A 16,798-nucleotide genomic window follows, 5' to 3' on the forward strand; every position below is an offset into this window, starting at 1 on the left:
ATTTAAAATGTAACCTTTCTTATAATGACTCTTCCTAAAATATTAATTAAAACAGAAATAATAAATAGTATTAAACCTATTTCAATTAATGAGGAAAGATGTAATATAGAGGTTGCTTCTGTAAATTCATTTGCTATTAAACTTGCCATAGTTTGTCCAGGAGAAAATATGCTTTTTGGAATTCTATTTGCATTTCCTATTACCATTGTAACAGCCATTGTTTCTCCAAAAGCCCTTCCAAATGAAAGAAGAAATCCACCAAAAATTCCTTTAAATGATGTTGGAATTAAAATTCCTTTTATAACTTCAAACTCTGTTGCACCAAGTGAAATTGCTCCTTCTTTTACCTCTATTGGAACAAGAGATAATACTTCCTTTCCTATTGATGCAGAATATGGAATTATCATAATTGAAAGAATAAGAGAAGCGGTAAAAATTCCAACTCCAATTGGTTGAATTCCTAATTTTGCTTGAATGTTTCTTATAATAGGTGCTAAAATAAAAAGACCCCATAATCCAACTATTACAGATGGTATTCCTGCAATTAATTCAATAAGAGTTTGAAGTAATTTTGATATTGTTCTATTTTTTAATAATTCTGAAAGATAAATAGAGATTGAAAGCGAGAAAGGTATAGTAATTAAAAGAGATATAAATGAAGTTAAAAGTGTTCCAATAATAAATGGAACTGCTCCAAATTTTAGGTTGACAGGGTCCCACTCTTTTGTGAACAAAAAGCGTATTCCATATTCTTTAAGAGAAGAAATTGAAGAGAAGACAAGAGATAGGAAAATTGCTGAGAGTAAAATTACCATTAAAAATCCACCTGAAATTAAAATTATTTTAAAGACCCTGTCAACCTTCATATCTCTACCTTATTATACTATTTAACCTCTTTTCCATCAAATGTTATACTTTTAATATTTTCTACGTTAATTTTTCTAACTGCTTCCGGAATTTTTGCATAAAGAAGTTGTTCATTAATCTCTTGAGCTTCTTCACTATTCATCCATTTTAATAATTCAACAAGTGCTTTTACTCTATTGTAGTTTCTTCCACCATAATTTTGTTCTTTATAGACAATAATCCAAGTGAAACTTGATATAGGATATCCATCTGGGTTATCTGTATCAGTAATTGAAACTTTTGTATGTTTTGGAAGAGAAACATTAGCAGAGGCAGAAATTGATTTTAAATTTGCATCAACAAATTTACCAGATTTATTTTTGATCATAGCATATTGCATACCATTTTGTTCTGCATAAATAAGTTCAACATATCCTATGGCACCTAATGTTTGTTGAACTATACCCGCAACTCCAGGATTTCCTTTTCCACCTAAACCAACTTTCCAATTTAGAGATTTTCCGACCCCCATTTCTTTTTTCCAAGATTCACTAACTTTTGAAAGATAATCACTAAAAACATATGTTGTTCCACTTCCATCAGATCTATGAGCAACTGTTATATCTAAATTGGGTAATGTAACTTCTGGATTAAGAGATTGAATTCGTGGATCATTCCATTTTGTTATTTTTCCCATAAATATATCAGCAACAACATCACCTGTAAGTTTTAATTTTGGATTATTAGGTAGATTATAAGTTACAACAACTGCACCAAGCGCAACAGGAATATGAATTACTTCTGCTCCTGCTCTTTTCTCTTCATCTTCATTCATTGGAGCATCTGATGCACCAAAATCAACAACTTTTTCAATTAATTGTTGAATACCACCACCTGAACCTATTCCTTGATAATTAACTTTAACTAAACCATTTGTCTTTGTGTAATAATAATCAAACCATTTTATATAAAGTGGTTGAGGAAATGTTGCTCCTGCTCCCAAAAGTTCAACAGGCTCACTCTTTCCTTCTTTTTTACAAGCAGTTAGAGAAATGAGTGATACTACCAAACCTAAAATAATGATGCTTAAAACAAACTTTTTCATAAAAAACCTCCTAAAAAGTTTTTCACAATTTTATTTTTCCATTATTTTGTTAATTAAAATTAATTTTTTTGTTAATTTTCTGTTAATTTTTGAGGAAGTGTAATTTTAAATTTTGTCCCTTTTCCTAATTCACTCTCTACTTCAATTTTACCTTTATGAAGAATAATTATATGTTTAACAATTGAAAGACCTAAACCTGTTCCTCCACTTTTTCTTGATCTTGATTTATCAACAACATAAAATCTTTCAAAAATTCTATTTAAACTCTCTTTTGGAATTCCAATTCCACTGTCTTCAATTTCAAAATATGCATTTTCCATATCTTTATAAAAACTAATTTTTATATATCCACTATCTGTATAATTTATTGCATTATCAATTAAATTAATTAAAACTTGCTCAATCTTAAACTCATCCCCTAAAATGGTAGTATCTTTAGTTTTTATATCTAATATAAGATCAAGACCTTTATTTTTAATTTTTTCTTCAAAAATTTTTAGAATATTTTGAAGAGTTTTTTTGAAATCAAATTCTTTCATCTCAATTTCTTTTTTTTCTTCAAGTTTTGAAAGAGTTAAAAGATCATTAATAATATTTATCATTCTGTCTATGTTTCTTTTTATTATTTCAATATATTTTTTATTTTTTACTTCATTTTCTATTGTTTCTATAAAGCCCTTTATTACAGTTATTGGTGTTTTCAATTCATGTGATGCATCTTTAACAAAATCTCTTTTAATTTCCTCAAACTTTTTAATAGATGTTATATCAAAAATTGTAAAGATTCTCTCCTTTGTTTTATCAATTAGACTTTTTGATATTAAATAAAACCCATTTAATTTTTCAAACTCTTTTTTCTCAAAAAAATCTCTTTTTAAACCATTTTCAATAAAGGTAAGAATATCCAAATCTTTAATTATTGACCAATAATATTTATTAATAAAGTTTTTTTCATTAAAAAACTCCTCAAATTTTTTATTTGCAAATGTTATTATACCTTGCTGATCAACAACAAATATAACTTCGTCTGTTGAAGTGAGAATTGAGTTTAACCTGTCCTTATTAATATCAACTTGATCTAATAAATTCTCTATTTTTTCTCCAAGTATATTTATATTTTCATCGATCTCTTTAAATTCTTCATTTTTTAATATAATTTTATCTTTAAATTCTCCTTTGATAATTTTTGAAATTTTTAAATTTATAAGATTAAGAGATTCTCTAATTTTTTTTGAATAGAGATATAAAATATAAAAACCAATTAGAAAAGAGATAATTGAAATTGTTGTTATTTCAGAAATTAGGGTGAATATAACCCTATTTAATTCTTTTAATGATAAACTTGTTCTGATTACTACCTTTTTATTATCAATATTAATTGGAACAGCTATATAAAGCATATCTTCATTTGTTGTTGTTGAAAATCTTATTGATTTTCCTATTTTTTCATTTAATGCTTCTATAACTTCAGGTCTACTTTTATGATTATCCATAAATTCTATATTGAAAATTGAATCACCTAAAACAACTCCATTTTCATCTATTATTGTTATTCTATATCCCTCTAAAATTTTTATGCTTTTTATAAAACTATCAATTTCATTAATTCTATTTTCTTTATGAAATTTTTTTATCTCTTCAGAAATTGAATTAGCAATCATTATTAAATTTAATTCATAACTTTTAATAAACTCTCTTCTTATATAAAATGTAGATACTGAAATAATAAAAATAAAAGAGATGAGAAGTGATATTAAAATTTGTCTTATTAATCTTTTCTCTAAATTACTCCTCTTCAAATTTATATCCTACTCCTCTTACATTTTTTATATAACTTCCAAAATTTTTTAATTTATCTCTCAAGTGTTTTATATGTACATCTATTGTCCTGTCTATAACTATTTTATCCATTCCCCATAATATATCAAGAAGTTCATCTCTTGTAAGAACTTCCCCCTTTCTTTTATATAAAGTAAGCAAAATATTAAATTCAGTTTTTGTTAAATTTATCTCTTCATTATCTATATAAACTTCATATTTCTTCGGATAAATTATGAAATTTTCATTTATTACTATTTTCTCTTCATCTTGTTTAGATTTTGCCCTTCTTAATAGTGCTTTAACTCTTGCAATTAATTCTCTTACTGAAAATGGTTTGACTATATAATCATCACCACCAATCTCAAAGCCAACTATTTTATCTATTTCACTCCCTTTTGCTGTTAATATTATTATTGGAGTTTGCGGTGATCTGTTTTTTATTAATTTTATTAACTCAAAGCCATCAATATCTGGAAGCATAAGATCAATTATCATAAGATCAAAATTCTCTTTTTCAACCCATTTTAGAGCACTTTCACCATTTTCAAAAAGAAAAGTTTTATAACCAGAATTTTTTAAGTTTATATCAATTAGTTCTAAAATATCTTTTTCATCATCAACAATTCCAATTTTTTCATTCATATTCTTAATAAAATTATATAATTTCTTTATGCTAAAATTTAAAATATGTATAAGGATTTAGAAATATTAAAACAACTGATTGAAAATTCAAATAATATTGTATCTCTCACTGGCGCAGGGATTTCAACAAATGCAGGAATTCCAGATTTTAGAGGTCCTATGGGAATATATACAACAAAAAGATATGATCCAGATAAGACTTTTGATATAAATTATTTTTTTGTTTATCCAGAATACTTTTATGATTTTGCAAGGGATTTTTTATCTCTTCTTGAAAAAGCAATTCCCACCTTTACTCATAAATTTTTAGCAAAACTTGAAAGAGTAGGAAAATTAAAAGGAGTAATAACTCAAAATATTGATATGTTACATGAGAGGTCAGGAAATAAAATTGTATTGACTCTTCATGGTTCAATTGAGAAATCTTTCTGTGTAAGTTGTGGTAAAGAATATTCTCTTAGTGAGATGAAAGAGAAATTAAAATTTCAAAAAGTTCCAAAATGTGATTTATGTGAAGGATTAATAAAACCAAATATTGTTTTTTTTGGAGAAAGTGTGCACCATTTTGATGAAGCGGTTGAACTTGTTAAAAAATGTGATCTTCTTCTTGTTATTGGAACAAGTTTAAAAGTTTATCCTGCCTCTCTTTTGCCTCAATTTACAAATGGAAAAGTTGTTATTATTAATAAAGGAGATGTTTCATTAAAAAATGTTAAATATGATCTCTATATAAACTCAGATATTGATGAAGTTTTTAAAGAGTTAGATAAAATTTTGAACTTGGAGGTTTAATATGATTGAAGAGAGAATTAAAGAACTTGGCCTTTCTTTACCAGAACCAACAAAACCAGTTGGTTCTTATATTCCATGTAAAAGAGTTGGAAATATACTTTTTCTTTCTGGTGTTATTTCTGAGAAAAAAGGAAAATTAGGAGAAAATTTAACAGTAGAAGAGGGATATGAAGAGAGTAAAAAGGTTCTTTTAAAACTCCTCGCAAATTTAAAAAATGAGATTGGAACTCTTGATAAAGTAAAAGAGATAATAAAGGTAGAGGGATTTGTTTCATCAAATGATGACTTTTTTGATCAACCAAAAGTTATAAATGGCGCAAGCGATCTTCTTTTCCAAATTTTTGGAGAGAAAGGAAAACACTCAAGAGTTGCTATAGGAGTAAAAAATTTGCCATTAAATGCTGCAATTGAAATATCAATGATTGTGGAGGTCTATGAATGAATAGAGAAGAGGCAATTAATTTAATTAAAGAAAAATTACAAGATGTAAATTTGGTAAACCACTCGCTTGCAGTTGGCGCAATAATGAAGGGAGTTGCAAAATTCCTTGGACAAGACGAGAAAAGATGGGAGTTGTGTGGAATTTTACATGATATTGATTATTCTGAAACAAAGGATGATCCAAATAATCACTCTTTGGTTGGAGGTGAAATTTTAAAATCGATGGGTTTTGACGATGAATTTGTTAATGCAGTTAAATCTCATAATGAAATACATGGAATTCCAAGAGAATCTCTTCTTGCAAAGGCTCTTTTTGCAGCAGATCCACTTTCTGGTTTAATTGTTGCAACTGCTCTTGTTATGCCTGATAAAAAACTTATGAGTGTTAAAGCAAGTTCAGTTATGAAAAAGTTTAAAACAAAAGAGTTTGCAAGAGGTGCAAATAGAGAACACATTAAAACTTGTGAAAGTGAACTTAATATTCCACTTGAAAAATTTATTGAAATTGCTCTTGATGCTATGAAAGAAATAGGAAGCGAAATTGGACTTTGAAGAAATTTTAATAAATTTAGATTTTATTTATTTAAGAGTAAAAATTAATAATGCTAAGATAATAAAAGTAAATATTGAAAAGAAAGTAGAAGAAAATTACTCTCAAGAATATGAAATTTTTATTGATGAAATAAAAAGTTATTTTTTTGGAAAAAAAGAGTTTTTTAATTTGGATTTAATTAATTTTGATTCTTTAACAGATTTTCAAAAAGATGTTTTAATTCATTTATCAAAAGTACCACGTGGAATGGTAACAACATATAAAAATCTATCTTTAAAACTAAATAAAAAAAATTCTTTTAGAGCGGTTGGAAATGCATTAAGATTAAATCCATTTCCTATTATAATTCCTTGCCATAGAGTTATTAAGAGCGATTTTACTTTAGGTGATTATGGATATGGAAGTGATTTAAAAAAGATGCTTCTTATTTTTGAGGGAGTTACATTTTTAGATGATAATAGAGTTAAAAGTGAGTGTGTTTTATAATTAATTTAATGAAAAAGACACTTATTTTAATTTTAATTTTTTTAAGTCTCTTTCTTTTTTCTTGTAAAAATAAAAAAGAAGTTATTAAAATTGGGATAAATATAGACCTTCCTCCATTTTCATATAAAGAAAATGGAAATTTAGTTGGGTTTAACATTGATTTTTTAAATCTTCTTCTTAAAGAGTTAAATTTTGATAAAGAATTTATTGAAATTGAAGGAATAAATTTTGAACCTCTTTTGAAAAAAGATATTGATATTTTAATAGGAGGATATCCACTAAAATATAAATATCCTCAGGGAGTTTCAATTTCTATTCCTTATTTTGATTTATCTTATCTTCTTATATCAAGAGTCGATTCTCCAATAGATTCTATTAACTCTTTAGAAAATAAAATTCTTATACTTCCTCTTTATACATATGCAGAAGAGATTGTAAAAAATGTTAAAAATCTTACTAAAATTCCATACAAAAATTTTAGTGAGGCAATAAAAAGTTTAGAAAATCAAGAAGCAGACGCAATTCTTGTTGAAAAAGTTGTAGTAGATATATATAAATTAGATGAAAATAAATTTTTCAAGACAAATGTTTATAGTAATGGTTTAGTTATTGTATTAAGAGACGAAGATAATGATTTAAGATATAAAATAAATTATTCAATTTCTAAAATTATTAATGAAAAAGGTTATAATAAATTAATTTTAAAGTGGTTTGAGGAGGAGAGATGAAAAAATTTAGAGTCGCAGTTTATGGAACAGGAGCAATGGGTTCTGGAATTATCTCTTTAATTCTTGAGAAAAAGAACCTTGAACTTGTTGGAGTTGTTTCAAAGAGAAAAGAGAGAAAAGGTATTGACATAGGAGAAATTATTGGAAAAGGTACTTTAGGAATTAAAATTAGCATAGACCCTCTTGAAGTAATTAAAAATGGAGTTGATATATTTATTCATGCTACATGCTCAAGAGTTAAAGATGCGTATCCAGAAATTGTTCCTATTTTAAAAAATAGAGTTAATGTAATTACAATTGCAGAAGAGATGGCTTATCCATGGAGAGCATCTAAAGAATTAGCAGAATCTCTCGACAAATTAGCAAAAGAAGGTGGTGTTACACTTCTTGGAACAGGTGTTAACCCTGGATTTGTTTTAGATACTTTAATTATTGCTTTAACAGGCGTAATGAAGAAAATTAACAAAATATACGCAAAAAGAGTAAATGATCTTTCTCCATATGGTCCATCTGTTATGAAAACTCAAGGTGTTGGAACAACAATTGAAGAGTTTAATGAAGGCTTAAAAAAGGGGGAAATTGTTGGACATTTTGGATTTCCTGAATCTATAAGCATGATTTGTGATGCTTTAAATTGGAAATTAGAAAAAATAGAAGAGTATAGAGAGCCTATAATTTCAAATGTTTATAGAAAAACTCAATATATAGAAGTTAAACCTGGTATGGTTGCAGGATGTAAACATGTTGCAAAAGGATTTGTTGATGGAGAAGAGAAAATAATTTTAGAACATCCTCAGCAAATTTTACCTCAACTGGAAGGAGTTGAGACTGGAGATTATATTTTTATTGAGGGTGAACCTCCAATAAATTTTGTTAACAAGCCAGAAATTCAGGGTGGGGTTGCAACAATTTCAATTGCTGTTAATATGATTCCTATTGTATATGCAGCAAGACCAGGATTACTTACAATGAAAGATCTTCCGATACCAAGATTTTTAGATTAAAAATTCTTTTCAAATGAGAAAAATTCTTGTATTGACTTAAGATATTTAGGGTTGTAAATTTAAATAAAGACTCATAATTTTAGGAGGATATCATGGAAAAAGAGATAAATCTTACACCCCAGGCTAAACTTGTTCTTGAAAAGAGGTATCTTAAGAAAAACGAAAAAGGTGAAGTTATAGAAACCCCATTTGAACTTTTTGAAAGAGTTGCAAGAGTAATCGCAAATATAGATAGGATTTACAATAAAGACGTTGACATAGAAAAAGTTTTTGAAAATTTTCTTAATATGATGGTCAGTTTAGAATTTTTACCAAACTCACCAACTCTTATGAATGCTGGAAGAGAATTGGGAAACCTTTCCGCTTGCTTTGTTCTTCCTGTTGGTGATTCATTAAAAGAAATTTTTGATGCAGTAAAATATGCTGCTTTAATTCACCAATCAGGTGGAGGCACAGGTTTTTCATTTTCAAGATTAAGACCAAAAGGCGATATTGTTAAATCAACAATGGGTGTTGCGTCAGGCCCTCTCTCTTTTATGGAGGTTTTTGATAAAGCAACAGAAACAATAAAACAGGGTGGGGTAAGACGTGGAGCAAATATGGGAATTTTAAGAGTTGATCATCCTGATATATTGGATTTTATTACAGCAAAAGATAAAGAAGGAGTATTAACAAATTTCAATATTTCTGTTGCAATAACAGATTATTTTATGAACAAATATTTCAATGATGAAGAATATGAACTTATTAATCCAAGAGATGGAAGAGTTTGGAGAAAACTTAGGGCAAGAGATGTATTTGAAATGATTGTTGAGCACGCTTGGAAGAGTGGTGACCCAGGGGTTATTTTTATTGATAATATTAACAAGAAAAATCCAACACCCCACCTTGGTGAAATTGAATCAACAAACCCATGCGTTGTTGGAGATACATATGTTTTTACAAATAAAGGATTAGTTAAAGCAAAAAATTTAGTTAAAGGTCTAAAAGTTTGGGGAGGTAAGGGATGGAATGAAATTCAAGAAGTTATTAATAATGGAGTTCAAAAGGTTTATAAAATTACTTTAGAGTCAGGAATTAGTTTAAAAATAACCAAAGATCATAAATTATATACTGAAAATGGATGGAAAAAGTTAGAAGAAATTCAAATAGGAGAAAAAGTTTTTATTCCTTTAAATACACCTGAAATTAAATCTGAAAATCAAAATTTAGAATATTTTGAACTTTTAGGATATTTTTTAGGAAAAGAATCTTTAAGTAATTCAAATAATATAAATCTTCCTTTAGGAAGTGAAAAGGTTTTAATTTCACATTCTTCACCAATTCTCAAAAATTATTCAAACTCTTCTAATATTATTGATTCTTATAAAAATTATTTTACTAATAAATTGAATAGTTTATTTAATTTTTCTAATTATCAAGAAAAAACAATACCTGATGAATTGTTAGAAAATAGTAGTGAAGCATTAAAAGCAATTTTAAGAGGTCTTTTTTCAGCTTGTGGTTCAATTTATGACTCAAATGGAAGATTAACAATATCTTTATCTTCAGCTTCTAAAAAACTTTTAGAGCAAGTTCAGATAATTTTACTATTTTTAGGAATTCCATCAGATTTAATTTATACAGATGTGAATATATATAGAATTATTGTCTCAGGTGAAAGAGCAAAGTTATTTAATAAAAAAATTGGATTTATAGATTATAAAAATGAAAATTTAATTAATTATGAATATCAGAAAATTATTAATATAGAAGAAGATGGTGAAGAGGAAGTATATGATATAAAAGCTCCTAATGATTATACATGGATAACAAATGGTATTTTGAGTTTAGATTGTGGTGAACAACCTTTACTTCCTTATGAATCTTGTAATTTGGGATCAATTGATGTTTCTAAATTTGTAAAAGATGGAAAAATTGATTATGATAGATTAGGGAAAGTTGTTAAAGATGCAGTTCACTTTCTTGATAATGTAATTGATGCAAATAGATTTCCTCTACCAGAGATAGAAAAGATGACAAAACTAACAAGAAAAATAGGACTTGGAATAATGGGTTTTGCAGATCTTCTTATTAAATTAAGGATTCCTTACAATTCAGAAGATGCAATTAACTTAGCAAAGGAACTTATGTCCTTTATAAGCAAAAAAGCATGGGAAAAGTCAGAAGAGTTAGCAATAGAAAGAGGTGTTTTTCCTGCATGGAGTGGAAGTGTTTATGAGAAAGAAAATAGAAAAGTAAGAAATGCAACTGTTACAACAATTGCACCAACTGGCTCTATTAGTATAATTGCAGGTTGCTCATCTGGAATTGAACCAATTTTTGCACTTGCATTTAAAAGACAAGTTGCAATAGGACAATGGTTTGAAATTCACCCTCTTTTTGAAAAGGAGTTAAAGGAAAGAGGATTATATAGCGATGAATTAATGGAAAAGATTATTGAAGAGGGAACTATACAACACATTGATGAAATTCCAGAAGATATGAAGAAAATTTATGTAACAGCACATGATATAGAACCAGAATGGCATCTAAAAATTCAAAAAGCATTTCAAGATTATGTTGATAATGCTGTATCAAAAACTGTTAATTTGAGAAATGAAGCCACTGTTGATGATGTAAGAAAAGTTTACCTTATGGCTTATGAACTTGGACTTAAGGGAGTAACAGTTTATAGAGATAGATCAAAAGAGGTTCAAGTTCTTGTTAAAGGTAAAGAACAAAAAGAAGAAGATGTAAAAAAAGAGAGACTTTCTCCAAGACCAAGACCCAAAATAACATATGGAGCAACAATTAAAATGAAAACTGGTTGTGGAAATTTATATGTAACAATAAATGAAGATGAAAATGGAATATGTGAAGTTTTTTCAACTCTTGGCAAAGCAGGAGGATGTGCTGCATCTCAAACCGAAGCAATATCTCGATTAATTTCTCTTGCACTTCGTTCAGGTGTTTCACCTGAACCAATAATAGAACAACTTAAAGGAATAAGATGCCCAAATCCAATTTGGCAAGATGGAGAAAAGATACTTTCTTGTGCTGATGCAATTGCAAAGGCAATTGAGATTTATCTTTCAATGAGTAAAGAAGAGAAGAAAGAATTAAAATTTGAAGAAAAAAGTGCCCCAGAAGTTGAAGTTAAATTGAAAAAAGAAGATATTCAAATTTGTCCTGAATGTGGGTCTCTTATGATAAGTATGGAAGGTTGTTATACTTGCCCAAATTGTGGTTATTCAAAATGTGATTAAATGAAAGAAAATGTCGACTTATTAATTTATAACATAAAAGAATTGATAACTCCTTATAACTCAAATCTAAAAAGAGGAGAAGAGTTAAAAGAGTTAAAAATTATTAATAATGGAGGAATTGCAATTAAAAATGGAAAAATTTTGTGTGTTTCTGATACAGAAGAGGTTCTTGATAGATTTGAAGGTGAAAAGGTGCTTGATCTAAAAAATGAAAATATTTTGCTTCCTGGTTTTGTAGATCCTCACACACATATTCTTTTTGGTGGATCAAGAGAAGATGAATTTTTAGCAAGAATTAATGGTGAATCATATCTTTCAATTCAGAAAAAAGGCGGGGGTATTTATAAAACGCAAAAAGATACAATATCATTAAATGAAGATGAATTGGTTAAAATAACAAAAGAAAGAATTTTAACTGCAAACTCTTATGGAATTTTAACTCTTGAAATAAAAAGTGGATATGGACTTTTTCTTCAAGAAGAGATTAAACTTTTAAAAACAATTAAGAAAATAAAGGAGGAAAGTAAAATAAAAACTGTTTCAACATTTTTACTACATCTTATTCCAAAAGAGTTTGATAGAAAAGTTTTCTTAAGCGAAGTTTTAGAAATTATGCCAAAAATTTATAAAGAGGATCTTTTTGATTTCATTGATATTTTTATTGAAGAAGGGGCATTTTCAGTGGAGGAGGCTACTCAAATTTTAGAGGTAACTAAAAATTTAGGAGCATCAGTTTCACTTCACATTGATCAATTTAATAATTTAAAGGCTTCAAAACTTGCGAAAAAATATAAAATAAAATCTCTCTCACATCTTGATTTAACAGAGGAGAGTGAATTAGAAGAACTTAGTAAGGGCGACACAGTTGGAATAATTTTTCCGCTTGAAAGATTTATTTTTAAAAGAGATGAGAGAAGAGGGAGAAAATTAATAGATTTAGGAATTCCACTGTCAATATCAACTGATTTTAATCCAGGAACATCTCCTTCTTTAAATTTTCCTCTTATTCTTTCTTTAAGTATAATAAGAGAGGGTTTAACAGTTGAAGAGGCAATAAATTCATCCACAATAAATGGTGCGTATGCTTTAAATTTACAAAATGAGGTTGGTAGCATTGAAGTTGGTAAAAGAGCGGATTTTGTTGTTTTTTCACTTAAAAGTTTTAAAGAGATTCCTTACTATGTTGGTATGAATTTTATAAAATATGTGATAATTAATGGAGAGGTGATCAACATTGATAGATAAGGAAAAGATTAAAAAAGCGGTTGAATTAATTATTGAGGCAATTGGAGAGGATAAAGAAAGGGAAGGTTTAAAAGATACTCCAACTCGAATTGCAGATATGTATGAAGAGATTTTTAGGGGTTTACATGAAAATCCAAGAGAATACCTTAAGAATGGATTTGTTGAAGAAAAACATCACGAAATGGTTATTTTAAGAAATATTTCATTTTTCTCAATGTGCGAACATCACTTTTTACCATTTTTTGGAAAAGCACATGTTGGGTATATTCCAAGTAAAAAACTAGTTGGAATTTCAAAAATTGCAAGAGTTGTTGACTCTCTTTCAAGAAAGCCACAACTTCAAGAAAGATTAACAAGTGAAATTGCAGATATAATTTTTGAAGAAGTGCAACCCTTGGGATTAGGTGTTGTTATTGAAGCAGAGCACCTTTGTATGGTTATGAGAGGAGTTAAAAAGATGGGAAGTTTAATTGTTACTTCTGCTATTAGGGGAGGATTCGAAAAATATGCTTCAACAAGAAGTGAATTTTTAATGTTAATTTCAAAAGGAAACAATGAATTATAGAGTTAGAGAACTATCTTTGAAAGATTTTGAAAAAGAAAAAATTTTAAAAGATCTTGATGTTCATCCAGTTGGAATATCAATAATGAAAGATAAAATGGTATTAAAACTCATAAAAGTTGAAGAATTAGATTCGAGGGGTGCAAACATTTTAAAACAGGAGTGCTTATCTTTAGGAGGAGATTGTGCAATTCCATATCACGCATATAATTTAAAAAATGAGAAGGTAGATTGTATTATTATTGGAACACAAGCAATTTATAAAAAATTAATTCCTAAATTAAAACTTCAACCTTTTGGTTTAAAGATAGTGGCAGAGGAAATTGAAAAAATTATATTAGGTGAAAAAATTAAAAAAACAAAAATAGGAAATAAAATTTTTGAATGGGGTAAAAGAACATACATTATGGGAATTATAAATTTAACTCCAGACTCATTTTCAGAAGATGGATTGTATGGAGAAAATTTAATTGATAATGCAATTGGACTTGCAACACTTATGGTTGAATGGGGAGCGGATTTGATTGATATTGGAGGAGAATCAACAAGACCGGGTTCAACTCCGATTTCTTATGAAGAGGAAAGGAAAAGAGTTATTCCTGTTTTAAAAAGACTTGTTAAAGAAATTGATGTTCCAATTTCAGTTGATACATATAAGCCTCAAATTGCAAAAGAGGCTCTGCATATTGGTGCAAGTTTAATAAATGATACTCTTGCTTTAAGATACGATAAAGAGATGGTAGAAATTATAAGTAAATATAATGTACCTGTTGTTTTAATGCACTCAATTGATGGAAGAGGAGGTAAACCCCCAACAGAAAATTATTATAAAGATGTAATAATGGATATTATAGATTTTTTTAATGAAAGAATAAATTATGCTTTAGAAAATGGAATTAAAAAAGAAAATATAATTCTTGATCCAGGAATTGGTTTTGGAAAAAATTTAAAGCACAATCTTGAAATTATAAAAAATATAAGTGTTTTCAAAAATCTTGGTTTTCCTATTTTATTAGGACCAAGTAGAAAAAGTTTTATTGGAGAACTTCTTAATTTACCAGTTTATGAAAGATTAGAAGGAACAATTGCAGCATCTCTTAAAGCAGTTGAAGAGGGAGTTGATATTTTAAGAGTTCATGATGTTAAAGAGATAAAAAGAGCAGTAAAAGTATATGATGAGTTTGTAAGGGAGAGTTATGAAAATATTTCTTAAGGGAATGGAATTTTATGCTTATCACGGTGCAATAAAAGAAGAAAATTTGCTTGGCCAGAGATTTGTTGTTGATATTGAATTAGAGTGTGATACTCCAAGAGAGGATGAACTTAAAGAAACAATTGATTACACAGAAATTTATAAAAAAACTAAAGATATTGTTGAAAATTTTAAATTTAAACTAATTGAGACACTTGCAAAAGAAATTGGAAGAAAAATTCTTGAAGATAAAAGAGTAAAATATATAACAGTAAGAGTTGAAAAAACTTCACCTCCTATTAAAGGAATTCTTGATAAAGTTGGAGTTGAGGTGACTCTTAAAAATGATTCTTATCTTCTTTGATATTGAAACAACAGGGCTTAATCCAGAATATAATAAACTTGTTGAGATTGGATGTGTAAAAGTTTATGATGGAGAAATAAAAGAGAAGTTTACTAGAATAATCGATCCAAAAGAGTCTTTGCCAGATGAAATTAAAAGGTTGACAGGATTAACTGAAGAGGATATTTCTAATTTTGGTGTTGAAGAAGAGAGGGCAATTAGAGAATTTTTTGAATTTATTGATAATTATCCTCTTATTGGTCATAATATACTAAACTTTGATGTCCCATTTATTGAAACAAGGGGAAATATAAAACTTAAAAATCGCCTCTCTGATACTTTAATCATATCAAAATTTTTAGCGCCAAACTTAAAATCTCATTCTTTAAGAAATGCTTTAAATCAGTTTGGTATACCTTCAGATGAATATCATAGAGCAATTGATGATGCAATTTTAACCTTTAGGTTATGGGAAATTTTAAAAGAAAGAAGTAAAAGTTTAGGAATAAATTTTATAAAAAGATATGCTGAAAATATGTATAAAGATGATAAATTAATTCTTGATGCATTTTATGTTTTTATTGAAGATTTATGAAAAAACCACTTTCAATTATTTTAAGACCTAAAAATTTTGATGAATTTATAGGTCATAAAGATATAATAACTGAATCATTTAAACAAAAAATTAAAAATGGTGAAGTTCCAAATCTTATTCTTTGGGGACCACCTGGTTCTGGCAAAACAACTCTTGCAGAAATTATAAAAAATGAGAGCAAACTAAATTTTATAAGAGTTTCTGGAGCAGAAACTTGTATTAAAGAGTTGAGAATTATAATTGACAATGCTAAAAGAGAGAAAGATTTTTTTCAAAAAGAGACAATTCTTTTTATTGATGAAATTCATAGATTAGATAGAAAAGAGCAAGATTTTTTACTCTCTTTTGTTGAAGAAAGAGACATAATATTGATTGGAGCAACAACAGAAAATCCATATTTTACAATTGTTCCACCTCTTCTTTCAAGATGTTTCTTGTTTATTTTAGAGCCTTATAAACATGAAGAGATGGAAAAAATTTTAGAAAATGCTTTAAAAATTTTAGAAAATATTGAATTAGACGAAGATTCTAAAAATTATTTAATTGAAATTTCAAATGGTGATGCAAGATTTTTATTAAATGTTCTTGAAAACATAAAAGCAGAATACAAAGATAAGAAAGTCAAGATAAGCGTTAATGATCTTGAAAATTTTTTAATTACAAAAAAAATAAAATTTGATAGAAAAGAAGAGCATTATAATTTAATATCAGCACTTATTAAGAGTATAAGAGGAAGTGACCCCAATGCATCTCTTTATTACCTTATGAGGCTTATTGAAGGAGGTGAAGATTTAAGATTTATAACAAGAAGATTAATAATTTTAGCAAGTGAAGATATAGGTCTTTCTGATCCTTTCGCTCTTGTTATTGCAACATCATGTGCTGAGGCAGTTGATAGAGTTGGTCTTCCTGAAGCAAAATTAATTCTTTCTGAAGTTGTTCTTTATCTTGCAAGGGCACCAAAAGATAATAGAGTACTTAAGGCACAAGAAAGAGTTTTAGAAGTAATAGAGAAATATGGAAATCTTCCTGTCCCTCTACATTTAAGAAATCCAGTCATAAAAGGTTTAAAAGATTTAGGTTGGGGACAAGGTTATGTATATCCACACGATCATCCAGATGAAAAGATTCAATATTTACCAGATGAGATAAAAGATGAAAAATTTTTCGAAGAAAATTAATTTATAATTTATAA

At 27.8% G+C, this 16,798-nt stretch carries 17 protein-coding genes; 13 read left to right on the forward strand and 4 right to left on the reverse strand.

Annotation, left to right across the window (positions count from 1 at the left end):
- Positions 1–2 precede the first annotated feature (2 nt).
- From pstC to QMD25_01845, 4 genes are all read right to left on the reverse strand, one after another.
- A complete protein-coding gene (gene pstC / locus QMD25_01830) occupies positions 3–866 on the reverse strand; it encodes a phosphate ABC transporter permease subunit PstC (GenBank protein ID MDI6860740.1) in 864 nt (287 codons plus the stop codon).
- 17 nt (positions 867–883) lie between these two features.
- Positions 884–1,951: a phosphate ABC transporter substrate-binding protein PstS gene (pstS, locus tag QMD25_01835; GenBank protein MDI6860741.1), complete on the reverse strand. Its 1,068-nt coding sequence runs from the start codon at positions 1,949–1,951 to the stop codon at positions 884–886.
- 71 nt (positions 1,952–2,022) lie between these two features.
- On the reverse strand, positions 2,023–3,750 hold the full coding sequence (locus QMD25_01840) for an ATP-binding protein (GenBank protein MDI6860742.1): 1,728 nt from the start codon (positions 3,748–3,750) through the stop codon (positions 2,023–2,025).
- Positions 3,737–4,414 carry a response regulator transcription factor gene (locus QMD25_01845; protein MDI6860743.1) on the reverse strand — a complete coding sequence of 226 codons (678 nt, stop codon included), beginning with the start codon at positions 4,412–4,414 and terminating at the stop codon, positions 3,737–3,739. The genes QMD25_01840 and QMD25_01845 overlap by 14 nt, the downstream gene beginning before the upstream one ends.
- Before the next feature lie 45 nt (positions 4,415–4,459).
- Here QMD25_01845 and QMD25_01850 point away from each other — a divergent pair, with 45 nt between their 5' ends.
- The 13 genes from QMD25_01850 to QMD25_01910 all read left to right on the forward strand — a co-directional run bounded on the left by QMD25_01850 (position 4,460) and on the right by QMD25_01910 (position 16,784).
- Positions 4,460–5,206, forward strand: a complete 747-nt coding sequence (locus QMD25_01850) for a Sir2 family NAD-dependent protein deacetylase (GenBank protein MDI6860744.1) — start codon at positions 4,460–4,462, stop codon at positions 5,204–5,206.
- A 1-nt stretch (position 5,207) separates the two neighbouring features.
- Positions 5,208–5,648 (forward strand): RidA family protein, encoded by a 441-nt coding sequence (locus tag QMD25_01855; protein ID MDI6860745.1) that lies wholly within the window; start codon positions 5,208–5,210, stop codon positions 5,646–5,648.
- Positions 5,645–6,199, forward strand: a complete 555-nt coding sequence (locus QMD25_01860; protein MDI6860746.1) for an HDIG domain-containing protein — start codon at positions 5,645–5,647, stop codon at positions 6,197–6,199. The genes QMD25_01855 and QMD25_01860 overlap by 4 nt, the downstream gene beginning before the upstream one ends.
- Positions 6,189–6,686, forward strand: coding sequence for a methylated-DNA--[protein]-cysteine S-methyltransferase (locus QMD25_01865; protein MDI6860747.1), 498 nt, complete (start codon positions 6,189–6,191; stop codon positions 6,684–6,686). Before QMD25_01860 ends, QMD25_01865 begins: the two co-directional genes overlap by 11 nt.
- Positions 6,687–6,694: 8 nt before the next feature.
- Entirely contained in the window at positions 6,695–7,414 is a 720-nt protein-coding gene (locus tag QMD25_01870; GenBank protein MDI6860748.1) for a transporter substrate-binding domain-containing protein, read from the forward strand.
- The gene (gene ord / locus QMD25_01875; protein MDI6860749.1) at positions 7,411–8,418 is read left to right on the forward strand and encodes a 2,4-diaminopentanoate dehydrogenase; all 1,008 of its coding nucleotides are present in this window, start codon (positions 7,411–7,413) and stop codon (positions 8,416–8,418) included. Before QMD25_01870 ends, ord begins: the two co-directional genes overlap by 4 nt.
- Positions 8,419–8,510: 92 nt before the next feature.
- On the forward strand, positions 8,511–11,666 hold the full coding sequence (locus QMD25_01880) for a ribonucleotide reductase N-terminal alpha domain-containing protein (GenBank protein ID MDI6860750.1): 3,156 nt from the start codon (positions 8,511–8,513) through the stop codon (positions 11,664–11,666).
- Positions 11,667–12,911 (forward strand): imidazolonepropionase, encoded by a 1,245-nt coding sequence (gene hutI / locus QMD25_01885; protein MDI6860751.1) that lies wholly within the window; start codon positions 11,667–11,669, stop codon positions 12,909–12,911. It abuts the gene before it with no gap.
- A complete protein-coding gene (gene folE, locus QMD25_01890; protein ID MDI6860752.1) occupies positions 12,901–13,476 on the forward strand; it encodes a GTP cyclohydrolase I FolE in 576 nt (191 codons plus the stop codon). Before hutI ends, folE begins: the two co-directional genes overlap by 11 nt.
- The gene (folP, locus tag QMD25_01895; protein MDI6860753.1) at positions 13,466–14,686 is read left to right on the forward strand and encodes a dihydropteroate synthase; all 1,221 of its coding nucleotides are present in this window, start codon (positions 13,466–13,468) and stop codon (positions 14,684–14,686) included. Before folE ends, folP begins: the two co-directional genes overlap by 11 nt.
- Positions 14,670–15,029, forward strand: coding sequence for a dihydroneopterin aldolase (gene folB / locus QMD25_01900; GenBank protein ID MDI6860754.1), 360 nt, complete (start codon positions 14,670–14,672; stop codon positions 15,027–15,029). Before folP ends, folB begins: the two co-directional genes overlap by 17 nt.
- On the forward strand, positions 15,010–15,603 hold the full coding sequence (locus tag QMD25_01905) for an exonuclease domain-containing protein (GenBank protein ID MDI6860755.1): 594 nt from the start codon (positions 15,010–15,012) through the stop codon (positions 15,601–15,603). The genes folB and QMD25_01905 overlap by 20 nt, the downstream gene beginning before the upstream one ends.
- A complete protein-coding gene (locus QMD25_01910; protein MDI6860756.1) occupies positions 15,600–16,784 on the forward strand; it encodes a replication-associated recombination protein A in 1,185 nt (394 codons plus the stop codon). Before QMD25_01905 ends, QMD25_01910 begins: the two co-directional genes overlap by 4 nt.
- Positions 16,785–16,798: the final 14 nt, after the last annotated feature.

This window comes from Caldisericia bacterium (assembly GCA_030018355.1).
Classification (GTDB): Bacteria; Caldisericota; Caldisericia; order B22-G15; family B22-G15; genus JAAYUH01.